The following is a 17,453-nucleotide window of genomic DNA, read 5'->3' as shown; positions in this document are numbered from 1 at the left end:
AAACCGGCCTGTACTCCAGCAGACCGGCTTTTTTTATGGTACATCTATTTTCGTTTCAAAAATGGGATCACTTCCTCAAACGGCTGCTCGTGCCTGGCCTTTTCATAATCTGCGAAAGGACACCCTGAACTCCTGATCCGTTTTGGAACATTCCAAACCGTATAGTCCTTTATCGATAAATCCTCGGTTAATTCCTCCCAAAAGAGCGGGGCGGCAACGCCGCCGAAATCATTTCCGCGGGGGGAGTAAGGAGAAATGATCGTCTTCCCTTCACTATGCTGGACAAAATCCAGATAAAGACGGTTATGGCGGTTTTTCTTAAGCCGCTCAACGGTAAAGTCATCCGGGAATGAGCTAGTCAGAAAGTCAGCAAGAAAATTGGTGAAAATCCGCGTGTCGTGGTAGCTGTATGTATTTGCTGGCAAGGGAATATGAATCTGCAGGCCCTTATTGCCAGAAGTTTTGATAAACGCCTTCACGTTTATCGAATCCAGGACCTTCTTGCTTTCAAGGGCAGCCTTTACTGCTAGATGAAACGATTCAGGCGCCGGCGGATCGAGATCAAGGACAAGCTCATCCGGATGGGTTTTTCCTGCTCTTTGGAAAGGCGTGTGGAACTCCAGCGCAAGCTGGTTACCGAGCCAGAGTAAAGTGTCCAAATCATTGCAGAGAATATAATCATTGTCATTCGCAAAAAAAGATTTGATGAAGTCAGGGGCATAGTCCGGCCGGTTTTTTTGAAAAAAGCGTTCTTTGCTGTGCATCGTTCCATGCGGGTACCTGATTGTCGTGAGCTCCTTATCCTTTAAGTGGGGCAAAAACCAGGATGAAACCTCGCGCAAGTATTGTAAGTATTCAATCTTTGTGATAATTTTATTGCCTGATTCCCAAATAGGCTTGCCAGGTGACGTAATCGAAATATGGGCAGGGAAGGTGAATTGGCTTTCGATAAACCCGTCCCAGGTGCATTCTTCGGGTCTGACTGTTGGTAGAAATTCCTTGAATTGCGGCTCGCGCAGTTCGGTTTCTTCATACACATGCAGAAATTCAACCGCCAGGCATATGGAAGGATGGATATAAAGGCTGCCATCGTCCTCAGAAGAAGCGTTTTGTTTAATAATATCCTGTAGGATTGACCGGTCATGTTGGTTGATCCCGTTTTTCATTTGCCCGATGCTTGTCGGTATACCATCTCTATAGACCCCTAACGCGAAATAACTATTTGCCTTATTCATGGCCGTGATAAAGCAGGCAGCCCTGCGCCAATTCTTAACCTTTACCCATTGAGACGTTCTTTTTCCCTCCTCCCACATGCTGTTTTCATGCTTGGCGACAATCCCTTCCCCGTCATACAGCACAACTTTTTCCATAAGATCTGAAAAGTTTTTGAAAAGCGGGACATATTGAATGATTGCTTCATTGATGGGATTTGGAGATAGCGGAAGTTTTGCCTCCTTGCAAAGTGTTTCGAGCCGTTCTTTTCGTTTTAAATAGGCCAATGTTTGCAGTTTTTCCTCTTTATGAACAAGGAGGTCAAACGCCAAAAACCGGACTGGGGAAACAAGAGCCGCCTCTTCAATCGTTTTTTTTGTTTTCAGGCGGCCACGCCACTGAAGATGCATGAAATCGGACTTGTATGGGTTGGCAAGCCAAACAACTTCGCCGTCGAGTTGAATCGGCAAATGCTCCGTTAATGCGGGTTTTATTCGATCAACGAATTCTTCGATTTCCGGGAATGACGGGAGCAGATTCTTACCGTTTCTGCTAGTCAGTTCGATTTTATTTTTGCCAATTGTAAGCAGGGCACGGAAGCCGTCATATTTCACTTCGTATCTCCATGGTTTTCCGGTCGGGGCACTATCATGATACGTCGGAAGCATAGGTTTCATCAGATCACTCTTTCTGTTTGCCAATTGTTTATAGGTGTTATTTTGAAGCTGGAGAGAAAAAATATGCTTAGGCAAATTAACTTTAGAAAAAGAAAATGAAGAAGGTGAAATCATGCATACGATGTGGAAGGGCAGCATCAGCTTTGGGCTGGTTAATATTCCGATAAAGCTGCATGCCGCAACAGAAGATAAGGATATATCCCTGAGGACGCTTCATAAGGAATGCCATTCTCCGATTAAGTATGAAAAAGTTTGTCCTGTCTGTGAAAAAGAGGTGGGCAAAGATGATATCGTCCGAGCTTTTGAATATACAAAAGGTAAGTTCGTCGTTATTGAAGATGAAGAATTGGAGCAGTTGAGAAAGGTAAATGAAGACAGAGCGGTCGAAATCATTGATTTTGTTAAAATAGAGGAAATTGATCCGATTTATTTTAACAAAAGCTATTACATGTCGCCCAATGAAGGCGGCGTCAAAGCGTATTCACTGCTTCGGGCTGCTCTGGCAGATTCAAAAAAGGTGGGTCTGGCAAAAATCATCATTAGAGCGAAAGAACAGATGGCGGTCATCCGGGTAGTGGAAAACACTCTGATCATGGAAACGATCCATTATCCTGATGAAGTCCGCTCTGTCGCTGACGTCCCGAATATACCCGCTGCGGATAATGTGAGCGACAGGGAGCTGTCTACGGCGATCATGCTTATTGACCAGTTAACGACCGAGTTTGAACCAAGTAAGTACAATGATGATTATCGTACCGCGCTTTTGGAACTTATTGAATCAAAAAAGACAGGCAAAACGATTACGCCAAAAGAACGAGAACCGGCTACATCCAATGTGACCGATTTAATGGCGGCACTTCAGGCGTCCATCGACAGAACAAAGCCTCCAGCAAAGAAAAAGCCGGCGCGTAAACGGGCCGCAACGAAAAAGAAAGAGGCTTGATTAATCAGAGCGGCTAAAGGAGATCTTTTCCGCTCTGATTTTTTTATATAGCGTTAAGATAAAAGTCTATGGTCTGAAACGCTAATGAGCAGATTTTTCCATTATCGAGCACAAATTCGAATCATCGAGCAGAAATCGGGATCATCGAGCAGAAATTCGGATAATCGAGCACAAATCGGGATTATCGAGCACAAATTTGGATCATCGAGCAGAAATTCAATTAATCGAGCACAAATCCGGAATATCGAGTAGAAATTCGGATCATCGAGCAGAAATCCGAATCATCGAGCAGAAATTCAATTAATCGAGCACAAATCCGGATTATCGGGCAGAAATTCAATTAATCGAGCACAAATCCTCATCATCGAGCAGAAATTCGATTAATCGAGCACAAATCCTCATCATCGAGCAGAAATTCAATTAATCGAGCAGAAATCCGGATCATCGAGCAGAAATTCAATTAATCGAGCACAAATTCGGATTATCGAGCAAAAATTCAATTAATCGAGCACAAATTCGGATCATCGAGCAGAAATTCAAATTATCGATCACAAATTCATATCATCGAGCAGAAATTCGAATGATCAAAGACAAATTTGAAGAATCGATCCACAAATCTCACATTTCGAGGTTGAAATATCATCATAAGTATTGCATCTTGTTTGAAAAGCGGGTAGTGAGGTATATTTCTTAAGAATGATATTTCGCTCGAGGTGATTTTGCTGAAAATTAAAACTATCGTATACTTTACCTTTATAGCCATGTTGTTGGCCTTATATTTTTTCACATTCACAAAATTTGCAGAAAAATTGAAAGAAAAAGAACTTGAACAGTTCGATACTCCAATCATACAATTTATTCAAGGGCGGATTTCCGATCAGCTGACGTCTATCATGAAAGTGCTGACTTTCTTTGGGTCAGTTCCATGGTTTATCATGGCAGCAATCGCCATATCGATTTTTTTGGTTCTCTTTCAAAAAAAACGATATGCCGTTTTTTTATTGTTTACCTCCTGGTCAGGGTTAGTATTGAATTTCATGCTAAAATGGATGTTTAAAAGGGAAAGGCCTGATTTGCTGCCAATCATCGCTGAAAACGGCTTTAGCTTTCCAAGCGGGCATTCCATGGGTTCGTTTGTTTTTTACGGGGCTCTGGCAGTTATCCTTGTAAGAATTTCTAAGTATGCCCTACTTGATTGGATTTTTGGCAGCTTATGTGCGCTGATCATTCTGTTAATCGGGATAAGCAGAATATATTTAGGGGTGCACTATCCAAGCGATGTAGTTGGGGGCTTTGCCGCGGGCGGAGCATGGTTGACCATTTGCGGACTAGGCTTGCGCTACTTTGAATACAGTCTTACTAAAAAAAGGAGGGGAGACCGACAATAATGCAAAAAATCTTTCCAGCTTCCAGAAATATGAAGGAATTCGAGCAATTTCTTGAAAGTTCCTATGAAATCGGTGTTTTTTTGGAAATACATATTTCGATGCTGAAATCTGTCCAAAGGCTGGCCGAGCAGCGCGGAAAAAAGATGATTTATCATATGGACCTGATCCATGGGATAAAGAACGACGACTTCGGAACCGAATACGTGTGTCAAGAGTATAACCCGTACGGACTGATCTCCACAAAAATCAACGTGATTTTAAGAGCAAAGAAAAAAGGTGTTAAAGCGATACAAAGAATGTTCTTAATCGATTCGGGGGCGCTGAAAAAAAGCTTGAAGCTGATTGAGAAAACGCAGCCGGATTGTATCGAACTATTGCCTGGCGCGATGCCATGGGTGATTGAAGAAGTCTACAGCAAGGTGAACATTCCGATTATGGCGGGCGGATTTATCAGAACAAAAGAGGATGTCGAAAATGCCTTTAAAGCGGGAGCGGTCGGGATCACCACTTCAAATATGGAGTTATGGCGATCGTTTTCGCAAGAGTAGAAGTTTTATCTTTTACAAATTTAGAAATAGGTATATAATGAAAGTAAGTTAATATTCGGTTCGAGATTTGGAGAGGCCACGATGCTGCGATTACTTTTGATAATCGTCTGTTTCGTGGCCTTTTTATATAAAGAAGCATTTATTATCATAATCATGGGGAAGTAGGGTAATACATTAACTAGAGAGACATTAAGGAGGAACTTATTATGAAGTTTTCGAATCTTGACCGCGCGCAACTGCGTGGAAAATTACAGTCGGAAGAATTTGATCTGTTGATTATCGGCGGGGGAATAACAGGCTCAGGAATTGCGCTTGATGCCGTTACCCGCGGAATGAATACAGCGTTGGTTGAAATGCAGGATTTCGCAGCAGGCACGTCAAGCCGTTCCACCAAACTCGTCCATGGCGGCCTTCGTTATCTTAAGCAGTTTGAAGTGGCGATGGTCGCGGAAGTGGGCAAGGAACGGGCGATTGTTTATGAAAACGGACCGCACGTCACTACTCCTGAATGGATGCTGCTTCCTTTCCATAAAGGCGGAACATTCGGCAAATTTACAACTTCAATTGGACTGCGAGTATATGACCTGCTTGCTGGTGTTAAGCGCAAAGAATGGCGAAAGATGTTAACAGTCGATGAAACAATTAATAAAGAACCGCTTGTAAAAAAAGAAGGCTTAATGGGAGGCGGATATTACGTTGAATACCGTACCGATGATGCCCGGTTGACGATTGAAGTCGCCAAAAAAGCAGCCGAATTCGGCGCAAATTTAATGAACTATGCTAAAGTGGTTGATTTTATCTATGAAGACGGCAAAGTGGCCGGTGCGGTTGTAGAAGACCGGTTAACGAAAGAACAATTTTCAATCAAAGCAAAGAAAATTGTCAATGCGGCTGGTCCTTGGGTGGATACGCTTCGTGAAAAGGATGGTTCCAAAAAAGGCAAAACCCTAAAATTGACAAAGGGAGCTCATGTTGTCATAGACCAATCGCGTTTCCCGTTAAAACAGGCTGTCTATTTTGATACCCCGGACGGGCGCATGGTCTTCGCGATTCCCCGTGAAGGCAAAGCGTATGTAGGGACAACCGATACCTTTTACGATAGCGATCCGGTGAATCCGAAAATGACCGCAGCCGACCGAGCCTATATTATCGAGGCGATCAACTATATGTTCCCTGAAGTCAAGATTGTGGAACAAGATGTAGAATCAAGCTGGGCAGGTGTCCGTCCATTGATCCATGAAGAAGGGAAGGATCCATCAGAAATTTCCCGTAAAGATGAAATCTGGGTATCGGATTCGGGCTTAATCACAATCGCTGGCGGAAAATTGACAGGCTACCGTAAAATGGCGGAAATGGTGCTTGACCGGGTTGCAGCCCAATTTGAAGAAGAGCTCGGCATTAAGTATGACAGCAGTCAAACGAAGCACCTCCCGATTTCGGGAGGCGACATTGGTGGTTCCGGTAACCTGGATAGTTTCAGAAAAACGGAAGCAACGGGAGGAACCCGTCTCGGTTTAAGCCAACAGACGGCCGAAAAGCTTGCACAAATGTACGGGACGAATGTTCGGAAGCTGTATGAAATCATTGAAAACAGTGGAAAAGATGCAGAAAAATATAACTTACCCGTTGAGGTATACGCTATGCTTGTCTATTCAATCGAACAGGAAGCTGCTGCAACACCGGTGGATTTTTTACTAAGAAGAACTGGTGCGATCTTGTTTAACATTGACGAGGCAAAACAGTGGAAACAGGGAGTTGTTGATTATATGAAAGAAACATTCGGTTGGGATGAGAATCAAAGACAACATTTTGAAACGGAAGCGGATGCGGCGATCGAAGAAGCGCAAACTCCCGAAATGTGAAGCTATATAAAAGAAAACTCGCCGATTGGCGAGTTTTCTTTACTAGGTATCAGTGCTTAATTCGGTTTCATCTGCAGTCAAATAAGTCGTGCAAGCAGGGCAACGCTTAGCCGAAACAGGAATTTCCGAAATACACTCCGGGCATTTTTTTGTTTCAATCTTATTGGGTTCTTCTTTTTTGTGAAAGCGATTGACTTGCTTAACAATCATGAAGATGACAAATGAGATAATTAAGAAATGGATGATATTATTAATGAAAAGACCGTAGTTGATTGTGGCCGCTCCCGCTTCCTGTGCCTCTGCAAGCGAGCTGTAATTCTTGTCTGACAGATTTATGTATAGATTACTGAAATCGACTTTGCCTACAATCAGCCCGATTGGCGGCATAATGATATCGTTTACGACAGAGTCAATGATTTTGCTGAAGGCTGCACCAATAATAACACCGATTGCGAGATCCAACACATTTCCTCTCATAATGAATTTTTTAAACTCTTTAAACAAAACTGGGTTCCCATTCCTTTCTCTGCATATGGATGTATTTATGATACCACTTGTTTGGACATCTTGTAACAATGAGAAAAGTATGATTGGCGAGCATCTTAAGACGAGGAATAAGCGTATTTGGGTATATATAGCTTGAAAATTCCATACTTTTCAAGGTACAAAAAAATCGCTCTTTGACAAACAAGAGCGAAAGAAGCGGAAATATCGATCTCTAGAATCAATATACAGGCGAACGCGATAGGGTCTCGACTATATATTGTGTTTCTATTTTACCATATCTTTTTTCACGATCGCAACTATTGTTAGAAAATTTTGACGAAACTTGACTAAATCTCTCGTTTGAGAACTAGGACAATAGTCATTATTTCACAAAAATAGAACGAGTGTTCGTAAAATAGTGTTTGTTGTGATATAATAATTGTACGATAGGACAATCCCTAGGAGGTCTCCTAAGGGCGGTCGGCTAACCCCGAGGAAAGGGGGTGAAGCCTTGACAATTTTCGAAACCTTAATGGCGATGTTTACTTTTGCTACTCTGATAATTGCCATTTTGTCATTCCAAAATAAAAAATAGACCTCCCTTGTCCGAAAAATGAGGGAGAGGTCTATTCATCCAATGTAGGCCGATCCCCTATTGGGGGGACCATGTCTATCGTAGGCCGTAAATGCTGCAACATTTACGGCTTTTTATTTAGCAGAAAGTATAAACTTTCCTTTCTGCATAAAGCAGGAAACAGACTAAGTGCGCCACGTCCTGTGGGCCTCAACTACGTCTAACCTCCGCCTTACGGTCGTCAATCGACGAGTTTTTTTTATTTTATTACATATCCTTCTTTAGAATACCACATGATTTCTTATCTGTCACGAAACCTGAAGAACGACTATAATTAATGAGCAATTCTCAAAAAAGGAGAATCAGAAAATGGGGATAACAGGAAAAATTGTTTCTTTTCAGATTGGCAGGCCACAATTGAGAGTCTTTTCCGGTGCTCAATTTAATACGGGGATCAATAAGCAGAAGGTAAAAACCGCCTTTGTAACAAAGGCTGAGATAGAAGGCGACGGCATCGGCAACAAGAAACACCATGGTGGTCCGGACAGGGTCATTTGTTTTTATCCATACGAACATTATGAGATGTGGGAGAAACGATTTGGAAAAAGAATATCGATCCCCGCTTTCGGTGAAAATTTGACGGTTTCTGGGATGAAAGAAGAACAAGTGTACATAGGAGATATTTTCAGAATTGGTGAATGCATCACTCAGATTACACAGGGACGAATACCTTGTGCGATGATATCTCATTTCAATAACGAGACTGGCTTTCTAAAGGAGGTTATCGAGACATCATACACTGGTTATTTCGCAAGAGTTTTGGAGGAAGGGCAGGTCCGTGAAGACGACAGTATCGAGCTCGTACAAAGGGTACAAAATCATGTCAGCGTTCTATCTGCGAATGAAATTTATTTTCATAACAAGGAGGGCTTGATAGGACTTGATAGATTACTTACCATTGATGAGCTGGCAATCGTATGGAAAAGCAAAATTATGCGGAAAAGAGCCGCCTTGTTAGAAACAGAAGGTTAAATCCCTCCATGCTATGTGAAAATAAATGCTGGATGACCTCTGATTTTCAATCATATATGCTTTTTTTTACAAACGCCTGTGACGCAGACTGTTAATTCGGGTTTTACTTTTTTGAATTTTACAGAAATATCCCGGAAGCCAGCATAGACTAAATCCTGTTCAATCTGGAACGCATGGGAAAATGTTTTTTCGCGGGAGGCGTCGTCTTCCCTCGGCTGGACTGTGATGGCGATTCTGCCGCCATCCTTCAACAATTGATGGATGCGCATCAATGATTTCCTTTTATTCTTCCATAACGGATAATTATTTACGGATATGACTTTATCATATTGGTACTCACGCTGATTATAATCCATTACATCTTTCTGGTAGAGATTCAGCCGTCCTTTGTCGATCGCTTTTTCATTCCGGATGTGGGCAGTCTCGAGCATCGTTTTCGAAACATCGACGCCATCTATTTTGAGGTTATCATATTTTTGCAGCATTTCTTCGATGGCATATCCGGGGCCAAAGCCGACTTCCAATATATGATCGCCCGGTTTTACTTTAAGCCGATCAATTGTCCAACGGTTAATCTTGCGGTTTTCAAAAGCCATAATCATGCCTGCTAGCCTGCCCAGTATACCTACGGGTTTGCGAAACTGCTTTGCGATGGTTTCAAGCATATCAAACCCTCCTCATGTTAGTGAATATATTATATTTTCACCAAATGAATCGTTTTAAACCACATATTTGCAAATCAAATTGATTGTAACTATTGAAATATATCCTTTCATCATGTAAAGTAATAATTATTAAATTTAGAATATGCAAACAATTATATAGTGATCTTATCGAGAGAGGTGGAGGGACTGGCCCTGTGAAACCTCAGCAACCGGCTATCGCCAAGGTGCTAAATCCAGCAAGCTCGTGCTTGGTAGATGAGGAGAATGTGACAAAAAGCCTTCTTCTTACAGAAGGCTTTTTGTTTTCCCTCACAGATTCGATAGACACAAACTGTTTGAGAGAGGGGCGCATAATGAATTTTCGTGAAGAGTTGAAGAGTAGAATACTAATAGGTGATGGGGCGATGGGTACCCTTTTATATTCAAACGGAATCGGCCACTGCTATGAAGAATTGAACATCAGTGATCCTGGCCGGATCGAAACAATCCATGCTGCCTATTTGGATGCGGGAGCGGATATCCTGCAATCCAACACTTACGGTGCCAATTATTATAAACTCAAACGCTACGGCCTTGAGGATGAGGTAAGCAATATAAACAGGAAAGGCATTTCCCTGGCAAGAAAGGCTGCTAAGGATAAAGCTTTTGTTTTTGGAACCATCGGTGCGTCAAGAAGCATCCGTAAATCTGACTTAAGTTTGGAGGAAATCAAACGGGGATTTCGCGAGCAGTTATACAGCCAGCTCGTGGAAAGTCCGGATGGCCTGCTTTTCGAAACATACTATGACTTAGAAGAACTGGAAACCGTTCTGCAAATTGCCCGCAATGAAACAGATTTACCAATCATTGCAAATGTATCAATGCATGAAATCGGTTATTTGCAAAATGGGATCCATCTGAATGAAGCGTTTCAAAGACTCGAACAATTAGGTGCTGATGTAGTTGGCATCAACTGCCGTTTAGGACCACACCATATGATTCGGTCTCTTGAAGAAGTGCAGCTTCCAAAGCAGGCGTATATTTCCGTCTATCCTAATGCGAGCCTTCCGGACTATGTGGATGGACGGTTGGTGTACGAAGCCGTTCCGGACTACTTCGGGTCAAGCGCCTTAAAGCTTCGCGAACAAGGTGCCCGTATCATCGGGGGCTGTTGTGGAACGACTCCTAAGCATATTGAATCGGTAAAGCAGGCGATTGGGAACTTGAAACCCATTACAGAAAAAGAGATTAAAGCTCGTCGGATTGAGATCATTGCAAATGACCATCACGAGAAAACGACGGCCCTCTATGAAAAAGCCAGAAAAGAACGGACCATTCTCGTCGAACTGGATCCTCCTAAGAAATTAGGCGTTGAAGCTTTTATGGCAGGCGCGAAAGCCTTGCATAAAGCCGGGGTCGATTCCATCACATTGGCGGACAATTCACTGGCAACGCCAAGAATCAGCAATGTTGCAATCGGGACGATGCTGAAAAATCAGATCGGTACTGACCCGCTTATTCACATTACCTGTAGGGATCGTAATTTAATCGGACTACAGTCCCATTTAATGGGCTTGCAAACGCTCGGATTAAATGAAATCTTAGTTGTAACGGGAGACCCTTCAAAAATCGGTGATTTTCCGGGAGCTACTTCCGTTTATGATCTTTCATCGTTTGATTTGATCAGCCTTGTGAAGCAGTTTAATGAAGGTTTGTCCTTTTCAGGTCAAAGTCTCGGACAGCGCTCGAATTTTAAAATCGCCGCAGCCTTCAATCCGAATGTTCGTTATCTTCACAAAGCAGTGGAGCGGATGGAAAAGAAAATTGCCTGTGGCGCCCAGTCATTTTTGACCCAGCCTGTTTATTCCATCAGCCAGATCGAGGAAGTCCACGCGGCAACAAAGCATCTGGAGACACCGGTTTTTATCGGGATCATGCCGCTTACGAGCTCCCGCAATGCCGAATTCATTCATAATGAGGTACCCGGCATCAAGCTTCCGGACGATGTAAGAAACGCAATGGCCACGGCCGGAAGCGATCCTGCCCGTGCTAGGGCTGAAGGAGTGGCTATCGCTAGGGAGCTAGTTGATGCGGCGCTTGATAGGTTTAAAGGAATCTATCTAATCACGCCTTTTTTACGTTATGAAATGACCGCGGAGCTTTCGCGCTATATTAGAAAAGTTGACAGTGAACGATTCGTTGAGGTGACCATACATGAATAAACGACAGATACAGGAACAAATGAAAGAGAAGATCCTCCTGCTTGATGGAGCGATGGGTACGATGATACAGGATGCCGATTTAACGCCTGAAGATTTCGGCGGGGAAGAGTACGAGGGCTGCAATGAATATTTATCGATAACCGCACCACAAGTCATTCAGTCGATTCATGAAGCTTACTTGAAGGCTGGAGCGGATATCATTGAAACAAATACATTCGGTGCGACGAGCATTGTGCTGGATGAATATGATCTTAGCTCACTTGCGTATGAACTGAACAAAAAATCGGCAGAGCTGGCAAAAGCCGCCTGTGATATATACTCGACTGACAGCTGGCCTAGATATGTCGCAGGGTCTATGGGACCAACAACCAAGACGTTATCCGTAACCGGAGGAACGACATTTGACGCGTTATCAGCCTCATATGAAGAACAGGCTCGAGGCTTGATCGATGGCGGGAGCGACCTGCTTCTTATTGAAACAAGCCAGGATATGCTCAATGTTAAGGCGGCTTTTACCGGAATAAAGCAGGCTTTCTCTTTAACCGGGACTGAACTTCCGATCATTATTTCAGGAACGATTGAACCAATGGGGACAACGCTTGCGGGACAGTCGATCGAAGCGTTCTACTTATCATGCGAACATATGAACCCGATTGCGGTCGGCCTGAATTGTGCGACAGGGCCCGAGTTTATGACTGATCATATCCGGAGCTTGTCAGAGCTCTCCATTTCGGGTGTCAGCTGCTATCCGAATGCCGGACTTCCTGATGAGGAAGGACATTATCATGAATCACCCGTGTCACTGGCCGGAAAAATGCTTCAATTTGCGGAAAAAGGCTGGGTTAATATTGTTGGAGGCTGCTGCGGAACGACACCTGCGCATATCGAGGAATTAACTAAGGTATTACAAGATATAAATCCTCGTCAACTTTCCCGAGAGCCACATCAGCATGCCGTTTCGGGAATTGAGCCGCTTTTATACGATGACTCGATGCGTCCGCTTTTCGTCGGTGAACGCACGAATGTAATTGGCTCTAAAAAATTCAAGGAGCTAATCCGCGACAAGCAATTTGAACCTGCAGCCGAGATTGCAAGGGCACAGGTAAAAAAAGGCGCGCATGTCATCGATATTTGTCTGGCTGACCCTGATGATGATGAGCTTGGCAATATGAAAGAGTTCGTCCAAGAGGTTGTGAAAAAGGTAAAGGTGCCACTTGTTATCGATTCGACTGATGAAGCTGTGCTCGAGATCGCTTTAAAGAATTCGCAGGGAAAAGCAATCATCAATTCAATCAATTTAGAGGATGGAGAGGAACGGTTTGAAAAAATCGTACCGCTCATCCATCAATATGGGGCTGCTGTTGTTGTCGGTACGATTGATGAGACAGGCATGGCGGTCGACGCTGAGCGCAAGCTCGAAATTGCAGCGCGCTCTGTGGACCTGCTCGTGAATAAGTATGGACTTAATGCCACAGATCTCATTTTTGATCCGCTCGTTTTTCCGGTTGGAACGGGGGACGAGCAGTACATTGGTGCAGCTCTGGAAACGGTGAAAGGGATTCAGGCGATTAAAGAAACGTTTCCGGACTGTTTGACGATACTCGGAATTTCAAACGTTTCATTCGGGCTACCAGCACGCGGCAGAGAAATATTAAACGCTGTGTTTTTATATCATTGCACGAAAGCAGGACTCGATTATGCGATTGTGAATACGGAAAAGCTGGAGCGGTTCGCTTCGATTCCTGAAGAAGAAATCAAGCTAGCTGAGGCGCTTCTTTTTGAAACATCAAAGGAAACGCTGCAGACGTTCACTGAATTCTATCGCGGTAAAAAAGTAGAAAAAAAGGAAAATATCGCTCTGCTTCCATTAGAGGAGAGGCTGGCCAATTATATCATTGAAGGTACAAAAGAGGGACTAATTGATGATCTTAATATAGCCTTGGAAAGAGGAGATAATCCTCTTGCTATCATCAACGGCCCGCTTATGGATGGAATGGCAGAGGTTGGCAGATTATTCAATGATAATCAGCTTATTGTCGCAGAGGTCCTCCAAAGTGCAGAAGCGATGAAAGCTTCGGTTTCCTACCTTGAGCCATTGATGGAAAACGAAGCGGACAGTGCCAGTAAAGGGAAGGTACTGCTGGCAACGGTTAAGGGCGATGTCCATGATATCGGGAAAAATCTCGTTGATATCATCCTGTCCAATAATGGGTATGAAGTCATCGATTTGGGGATTAAAATTACGTCTCAGCAAATCATCGAAGCAGTTCGGACTCACAAGCCTACTGTAGTGGGGCTATCGGGGTTACTGGTAAAATCAGCGCAACAAATGGTGCTGACCGCACAGGATTTAAAACAGACCGGGATTGATACGCCAATTTTGGTTGGCGGTGCTGCGTTATCCCGTAAGTTCACGGACTTTAAGATCGCTCCTGAATATGAAGGGCCAGTGTTATATGCAAAAGATGCAATGGACGGGCTGGCGACGGCAAACATCCTGCATGATGAAGAAAAGAAGACAGCCCATTTACAAGCACTGGATGCTAAACGTAAAATCGCAGCTTCCAATGCGGAGGCAGCGGCTCTCATCGTCAAACCTGAAGTGAAAAAATCTGTAGCTCCTGTTTTAACGAATGTTCCGGTGAAAAAACCGTCAGACTTAAAACGGCATATTTTAAAAGACTACCCCTTTGAAGTCGTACATCCTTATATCAACAAACAAATGCTGATCGGGCATCACCTTGGCTTGAAAGGCAAGGTTGACCAGTTATTGAAGCAAGGAGACGAAAGGGCCATTTTGCTGAATGATTTAACCGAAGAACTCGCTTCGTTTCTGAGAGGCAATAAGGATTATTCTTTAAACGGCGTCTATCAGTTTTTCCCGGCTCAGAGTGAAGGGAACAAAGTATGGATATATCATCCGGAAAATCACACTGAGGTACTCGAAACCTTTGATTTTCCTCGCCAGGAAACAAGTCCGTACCTTTGTCTCGCTGACTATATTAAGCCGATTTTATCAGGCGAAATGGATTATGTCGGAATGTTTGTCGTTACGGCAGGGAATGGAATCCGTGCGTTAGCGGAACAATGGAAGCATGACGGTGATTTCTTAAAAAGCCATGCGATTTCTGCATTGGCTCTGGAAACCGCCGAGGGATTCGCTGAACGGATGCACCAGTTGATGAGGGATTCCTGGGGGATTGGCGATTCAGTCGATATGACGATGAAGGATCGATTTGCAGCCAAGTATATGGGACAAAGATATTCTTTCGGGTATCCGGCTTGTCCGGATCTAGAAGACCAGGCAAAGCTATTCCGTCTCTTGAAGCCCGAGGAGATCGGCGTGAATTTGACGGAAGGATTCATGATGGAGCCTGAGGCTTCTGTTTCGGCGATTGTACTAGCGCACCCTGAAGCAAGATATTTTAATGTGAATAGATAAAATACATCTGTACGGGGCCGATCCAAAGCTGAATTTTACGCACTTTGGGTCGGTCCTTTTATTTTTGTACAGAGTGGATGTCTTAGAAAAATTAATGATCAATCCAAACACCATTCTTGGATGTTGTTTTTTGTTTGTTCATACCGAACCTGTATGAAACATAGCCCAAATGCCAACCTTAAACAGTAAAAACGAAAGGTATGTTATATTATGAGGGTTCTGTTTAGTTTTTTACTTTTCTTTGTCCTGATTTTTGATTCAGCTGAGGCACCTATGGCCGGTAAAACTGAAGCAGTTCAAGCGTCAAGCCAGACAGGTGTACGTCCTATTCCTGCTGAATTATCGCCGTTTAAACAAAATGACGAACAAAAGGTTGCTTATTTAACATTTGATGATGGGCCTTCATTGAATACAAAGAACATTCTTGATGTACTTGATCGTTACCATGTGAAGGCCACTTTTTTTGTTAAAGAAAACGAAAAACCATACGCCATGAAGGGATACCGGGAGATTAATAAACGGGGCCATGTTATTGCGCTCCACTCTTCTTCCCATGATTATTCGGTTATTTACCGTTCAAAAGATGGTTTTTTCGAGGATCTGAACCAGCTTGAAGCCTTTTTAAAAGGAAACTTCGGCATTTCATCTCGGCTAGTCCGGTTTCCCGGTGGTTCAAGGAATATCACGACGCGCCAGGCTGCAACAAAACATGTCGTCAATGAAGTGATTCAGGAGCTTTCTAAAAAAGGGTATGTGTATTGTGATTGGAATGTCGATTCGAAGGATGGATTCAGCTCTTCCATAAGCGAGCAAACCATCATCAATTCGGTCTTAAAGGGGACAAGAAACCAAAAGCAGGCGGTCATCCTGCTCCATGACATTACCGAGATGAAAAATACCGTCCGCGCGCTTCCTGAAATCATTGAAGGCTTGAAAGAACAAGGATATATTTTTGATATAATCCATGATGATTCACAGCAAGTACAATTTAAATGATGGCTGTGTTAAATTTTCTGTTGATTTTTGGGTCATTTGCTTCCCATCCATGAAACGATTGGAGAAAGCTCGCTTTCTCTTTCGGTTTCATGGATGGGAAGCTACCTTTCAGCAGAGTTGAAAGGCGTGTGAAACCCTGGTTTCACACGAATGAACCAAAAATACTATTAATGAACCATACTTTATAACAGATAAGAAGACTCCTTCTTGGTTGAACAGTTGCGTTATTTGACTATAATGAAGATATGAAGAAGGAGGCAATATCCGTGAAAGAACTATCCATTGACGAATTTATCCAGCAGTCAGATTCCGTCGCCATCGATGTTCGCTCTCCCGTTGAATTTGCGGAAGGTTCGATTCCCCATGCCGTCAACCTACCGCTGTTCACAAATGAGGAAAGAGCGGAGATAGGGACGATTTATAAACAGGAAGGATCGGAAGCGGCAAAATGGAAGGCGATGCAAATTGTTTCTCCAAAGCTTCCGCAACTTCTCGGTGAAATAAAAGCGATAAAAGAGAACGGAAACGAACCGGTTTTGTTTTGCTGGCGCGGCGGGAGCAGAAGCCAGTCAGTTGCTGCTTTTGCCACTCTATCGGGAATTGAGGTATCAAGAATTGTCGGCGGCTACCGGGCATATCGTGAAAGGATTCTTGAAAAAACGCCTGAGCTCTTGCCGGGTAAAGCAATTGTCCTTCACGGCATGACAGGAGTAGGCAAGACATCCATTCTCCATGAGCTGAAATTAAGAAGGTACCCTGTTCTTGATTTGGAAGGAATCGCGAAACATCGTGGCTCCGTTTTTGGCTCATTTGGAGAGGGCAGTGCCCATAACCAGAAAAAATTTGATGCCCTGCTCTTTGACGGACTATCATCTATCCAGCCGTCGAATTATTTTATTATGGAGGCCGAGAGTAAACGGATTGGGCATGCTACACAGCCTGATTTCCTTCTCAAATCAAAAGAAGAAGGAATTCATATTAGTGTCGATACATCAATGGAAAACCGGATTCAACGGACGTATGAGGAATATGTCGAACTCAATAAAGAAGATCCAGGGTTTAAAGCTAATGTGCTCGAAAACCTGCGCAAAATTGAGAGACGGATTAAAGATAAGGAGAAACTGAAAGACCTGTATCACGCCGTTGAAACGGAAGATTACAGAAAGCTGATTTATATTCTCTTTGTTGACTATTACGACCCGCTCTATTCACATAAAGAAAATTCTTATGATGGGAAATTTTTTTATGTCAAGGGCGATTCGATCACAGATGCGGCTGAAGAGATAACCAAAATCATCGAGAAAGCCGGATTTGATAGACCTTTATCGTCATTAATCAAATAAAACATTAGGGGATCTGTACATTTTGTGTCAGGTCCTTTTTATGGGGGGCACCTGCCGAATATGGGCTTTAACTAAATGGTTTAC

The 17,453-nt window shown here is 43.3% G+C and carries 13 protein-coding genes and 1 riboswitch; of the genes, 10 read left to right on the top strand and 3 right to left on the bottom strand.

Annotated elements, in window-relative coordinates:
• Positions 1–44 precede the first annotated feature (44 nt).
• Entirely contained in the window at positions 45–1,889 is a 1,845-nt protein-coding gene (locus tag LQ216_RS17725; protein ID WP_230130764.1) for a DNA ligase D, read from the bottom strand.
• 112 nt (positions 1,890–2,001) lie between these two features.
• Between LQ216_RS17725 and LQ216_RS17720 the strand changes: the two genes are divergently transcribed.
• The 4 genes from LQ216_RS17720 to LQ216_RS17705 all read left to right on the top strand — a co-directional run bounded on the left by LQ216_RS17720 (position 2,002) and on the right by LQ216_RS17705 (position 6,630).
• The gene (locus LQ216_RS17720) at positions 2,002–2,832 is read left to right on the top strand and encodes a Ku protein (RefSeq protein WP_230130763.1); all 831 of its coding nucleotides are present in this window, start codon (positions 2,002–2,004) and stop codon (positions 2,830–2,832) included.
• A gap of 719 nt (positions 2,833–3,551) precedes the next feature.
• Positions 3,552–4,220, top strand: a complete 669-nt coding sequence (locus LQ216_RS17715) for a phosphatase PAP2 family protein (protein WP_230130762.1) — start codon at positions 3,552–3,554, stop codon at positions 4,218–4,220.
• The gene (locus LQ216_RS17710; RefSeq protein WP_230130761.1) at positions 4,220–4,768 is read left to right on the top strand and encodes a glycerol-3-phosphate responsive antiterminator; all 549 of its coding nucleotides are present in this window, start codon (positions 4,220–4,222) and stop codon (positions 4,766–4,768) included. The genes LQ216_RS17715 and LQ216_RS17710 overlap by 1 nt, the downstream gene beginning before the upstream one ends.
• Before the next feature lie 206 nt (positions 4,769–4,974).
• Entirely contained in the window at positions 4,975–6,630 is a 1,656-nt protein-coding gene (locus LQ216_RS17705; protein WP_230130760.1) for a glycerol-3-phosphate dehydrogenase/oxidase, read from the top strand.
• A gap of 42 nt (positions 6,631–6,672) precedes the next feature.
• Here LQ216_RS17705 and mscL read toward each other — a convergent pair whose 3' ends face one another.
• Positions 6,673–7,134 carry a large conductance mechanosensitive channel protein MscL gene (gene mscL / locus LQ216_RS17700; RefSeq protein ID WP_117306146.1) on the bottom strand — a complete coding sequence of 154 codons (462 nt, stop codon included), beginning with the start codon at positions 7,132–7,134 and terminating at the stop codon, positions 6,673–6,675.
• Positions 7,135–7,555: 421 nt separating this feature from the next.
• Here mscL and LQ216_RS20545 point away from each other — a divergent pair, with 421 nt between their 5' ends.
• Positions 7,556–7,711, top strand: a complete 156-nt coding sequence (locus tag LQ216_RS20545; protein ID WP_354959293.1) for a putative holin-like toxin — start codon at positions 7,556–7,558, stop codon at positions 7,709–7,711.
• Between the two features lie 348 nt (positions 7,712–8,059).
• Positions 8,060–8,722 (top strand): MOSC domain-containing protein, encoded by a 663-nt coding sequence (locus LQ216_RS17695; RefSeq protein WP_230130759.1) that lies wholly within the window; start codon positions 8,060–8,062, stop codon positions 8,720–8,722.
• Positions 8,723–8,772: 50 nt separating this feature from the next.
• Here LQ216_RS17695 and LQ216_RS17690 read toward each other — a convergent pair whose 3' ends face one another.
• Positions 8,773–9,387 carry a class I SAM-dependent methyltransferase gene (locus LQ216_RS17690; protein WP_117306142.1) on the bottom strand — a complete coding sequence of 205 codons (615 nt, stop codon included), beginning with the start codon at positions 9,385–9,387 and terminating at the stop codon, positions 8,773–8,775.
• Positions 9,388–9,549: 162 nt separating this feature from the next.
• Positions 9,550–9,649: riboswitch (SAM riboswitch) on the top strand.
• 91 nt (positions 9,650–9,740) lie between these two features.
• Between LQ216_RS17690 and LQ216_RS17685 the strand changes: the two genes are divergently transcribed.
• The 4 genes from LQ216_RS17685 (at position 9,741) to mnmH (ending at position 17,369) form a co-directional block, all read left to right on the top strand.
• The gene (locus LQ216_RS17685) at positions 9,741–11,588 is read left to right on the top strand and encodes a bifunctional homocysteine S-methyltransferase/methylenetetrahydrofolate reductase (RefSeq protein WP_117306178.1); all 1,848 of its coding nucleotides are present in this window, start codon (positions 9,741–9,743) and stop codon (positions 11,586–11,588) included.
• A complete protein-coding gene (metH, locus tag LQ216_RS17680; protein WP_230130758.1) occupies positions 11,581–15,030 on the top strand; it encodes a methionine synthase in 3,450 nt (1,149 codons plus the stop codon). The genes LQ216_RS17685 and metH overlap by 8 nt, the downstream gene beginning before the upstream one ends.
• 273 nt (positions 15,031–15,303) lie before the next feature.
• The gene (locus LQ216_RS17675) at positions 15,304–16,026 is read left to right on the top strand and encodes a polysaccharide deacetylase family protein (protein WP_230130757.1); all 723 of its coding nucleotides are present in this window, start codon (positions 15,304–15,306) and stop codon (positions 16,024–16,026) included.
• A 266-nt stretch (positions 16,027–16,292) separates the two neighbouring features.
• Positions 16,293–17,369, top strand: a complete 1,077-nt coding sequence (gene mnmH / locus LQ216_RS17670; RefSeq protein ID WP_230130756.1) for a tRNA 2-selenouridine(34) synthase MnmH — start codon at positions 16,293–16,295, stop codon at positions 17,367–17,369.
• Positions 17,370–17,453 lie beyond the last annotated feature (84 nt).

This window comes from Bacillus sp. CECT 9360 (assembly GCF_918741275.1).
Lineage (GTDB): Bacteria > Bacillota > Bacilli > Bacillales > DSM-1321 > Peribacillus.
Note: the sequence above shows the minus strand (reverse complement) of the source record. Positions and strands in the feature narration are given on the sequence as shown.

What these genes read in the sequence shown, in the direction of transcription:
- LQ216_RS17725 (WP_230130764.1), bottom strand. Translation starts at nt 1,889, where the DNA reads ATGAAACCTATGCTTCCGACGTATCATGATAGTGCCCCGACCGGAAAA.
- LQ216_RS17720 (WP_230130763.1), top strand. Translation starts at nt 2,002, where the DNA reads ATGCATACGATGTGGAAGGGCAGCATCAGCTTTGGGCTGGTTAATATT.
- LQ216_RS17710 (WP_230130761.1), top strand. Translation starts at nt 4,220, where the DNA reads ATGCAAAAAATCTTTCCAGCTTCCAGAAATATGAAGGAATTCGAGCAA.
- LQ216_RS17705 (WP_230130760.1), top strand. Translation starts at nt 4,975, where the DNA reads ATGAAGTTTTCGAATCTTGACCGCGCGCAACTGCGTGGAAAATTACAG.
- LQ216_RS17695 (WP_230130759.1), top strand. Translation starts at nt 8,060, where the DNA reads ATGGGGATAACAGGAAAAATTGTTTCTTTTCAGATTGGCAGGCCACAA.
- LQ216_RS17690 (WP_117306142.1), bottom strand. Translation starts at nt 9,387, where the DNA reads ATGCTTGAAACCATCGCAAAGCAGTTTCGCAAACCCGTAGGTATACTG.
- LQ216_RS17685 (WP_117306178.1), top strand. Translation starts at nt 9,741, where the DNA reads ATGAATTTTCGTGAAGAGTTGAAGAGTAGAATACTAATAGGTGATGGG.
- metH (WP_230130758.1), top strand. Translation starts at nt 11,581, where the DNA reads ATGAATAAACGACAGATACAGGAACAAATGAAAGAGAAGATCCTCCTG.
- LQ216_RS17675 (WP_230130757.1), top strand. Translation starts at nt 15,304, where the DNA reads ATGGCCGGTAAAACTGAAGCAGTTCAAGCGTCAAGCCAGACAGGTGTA.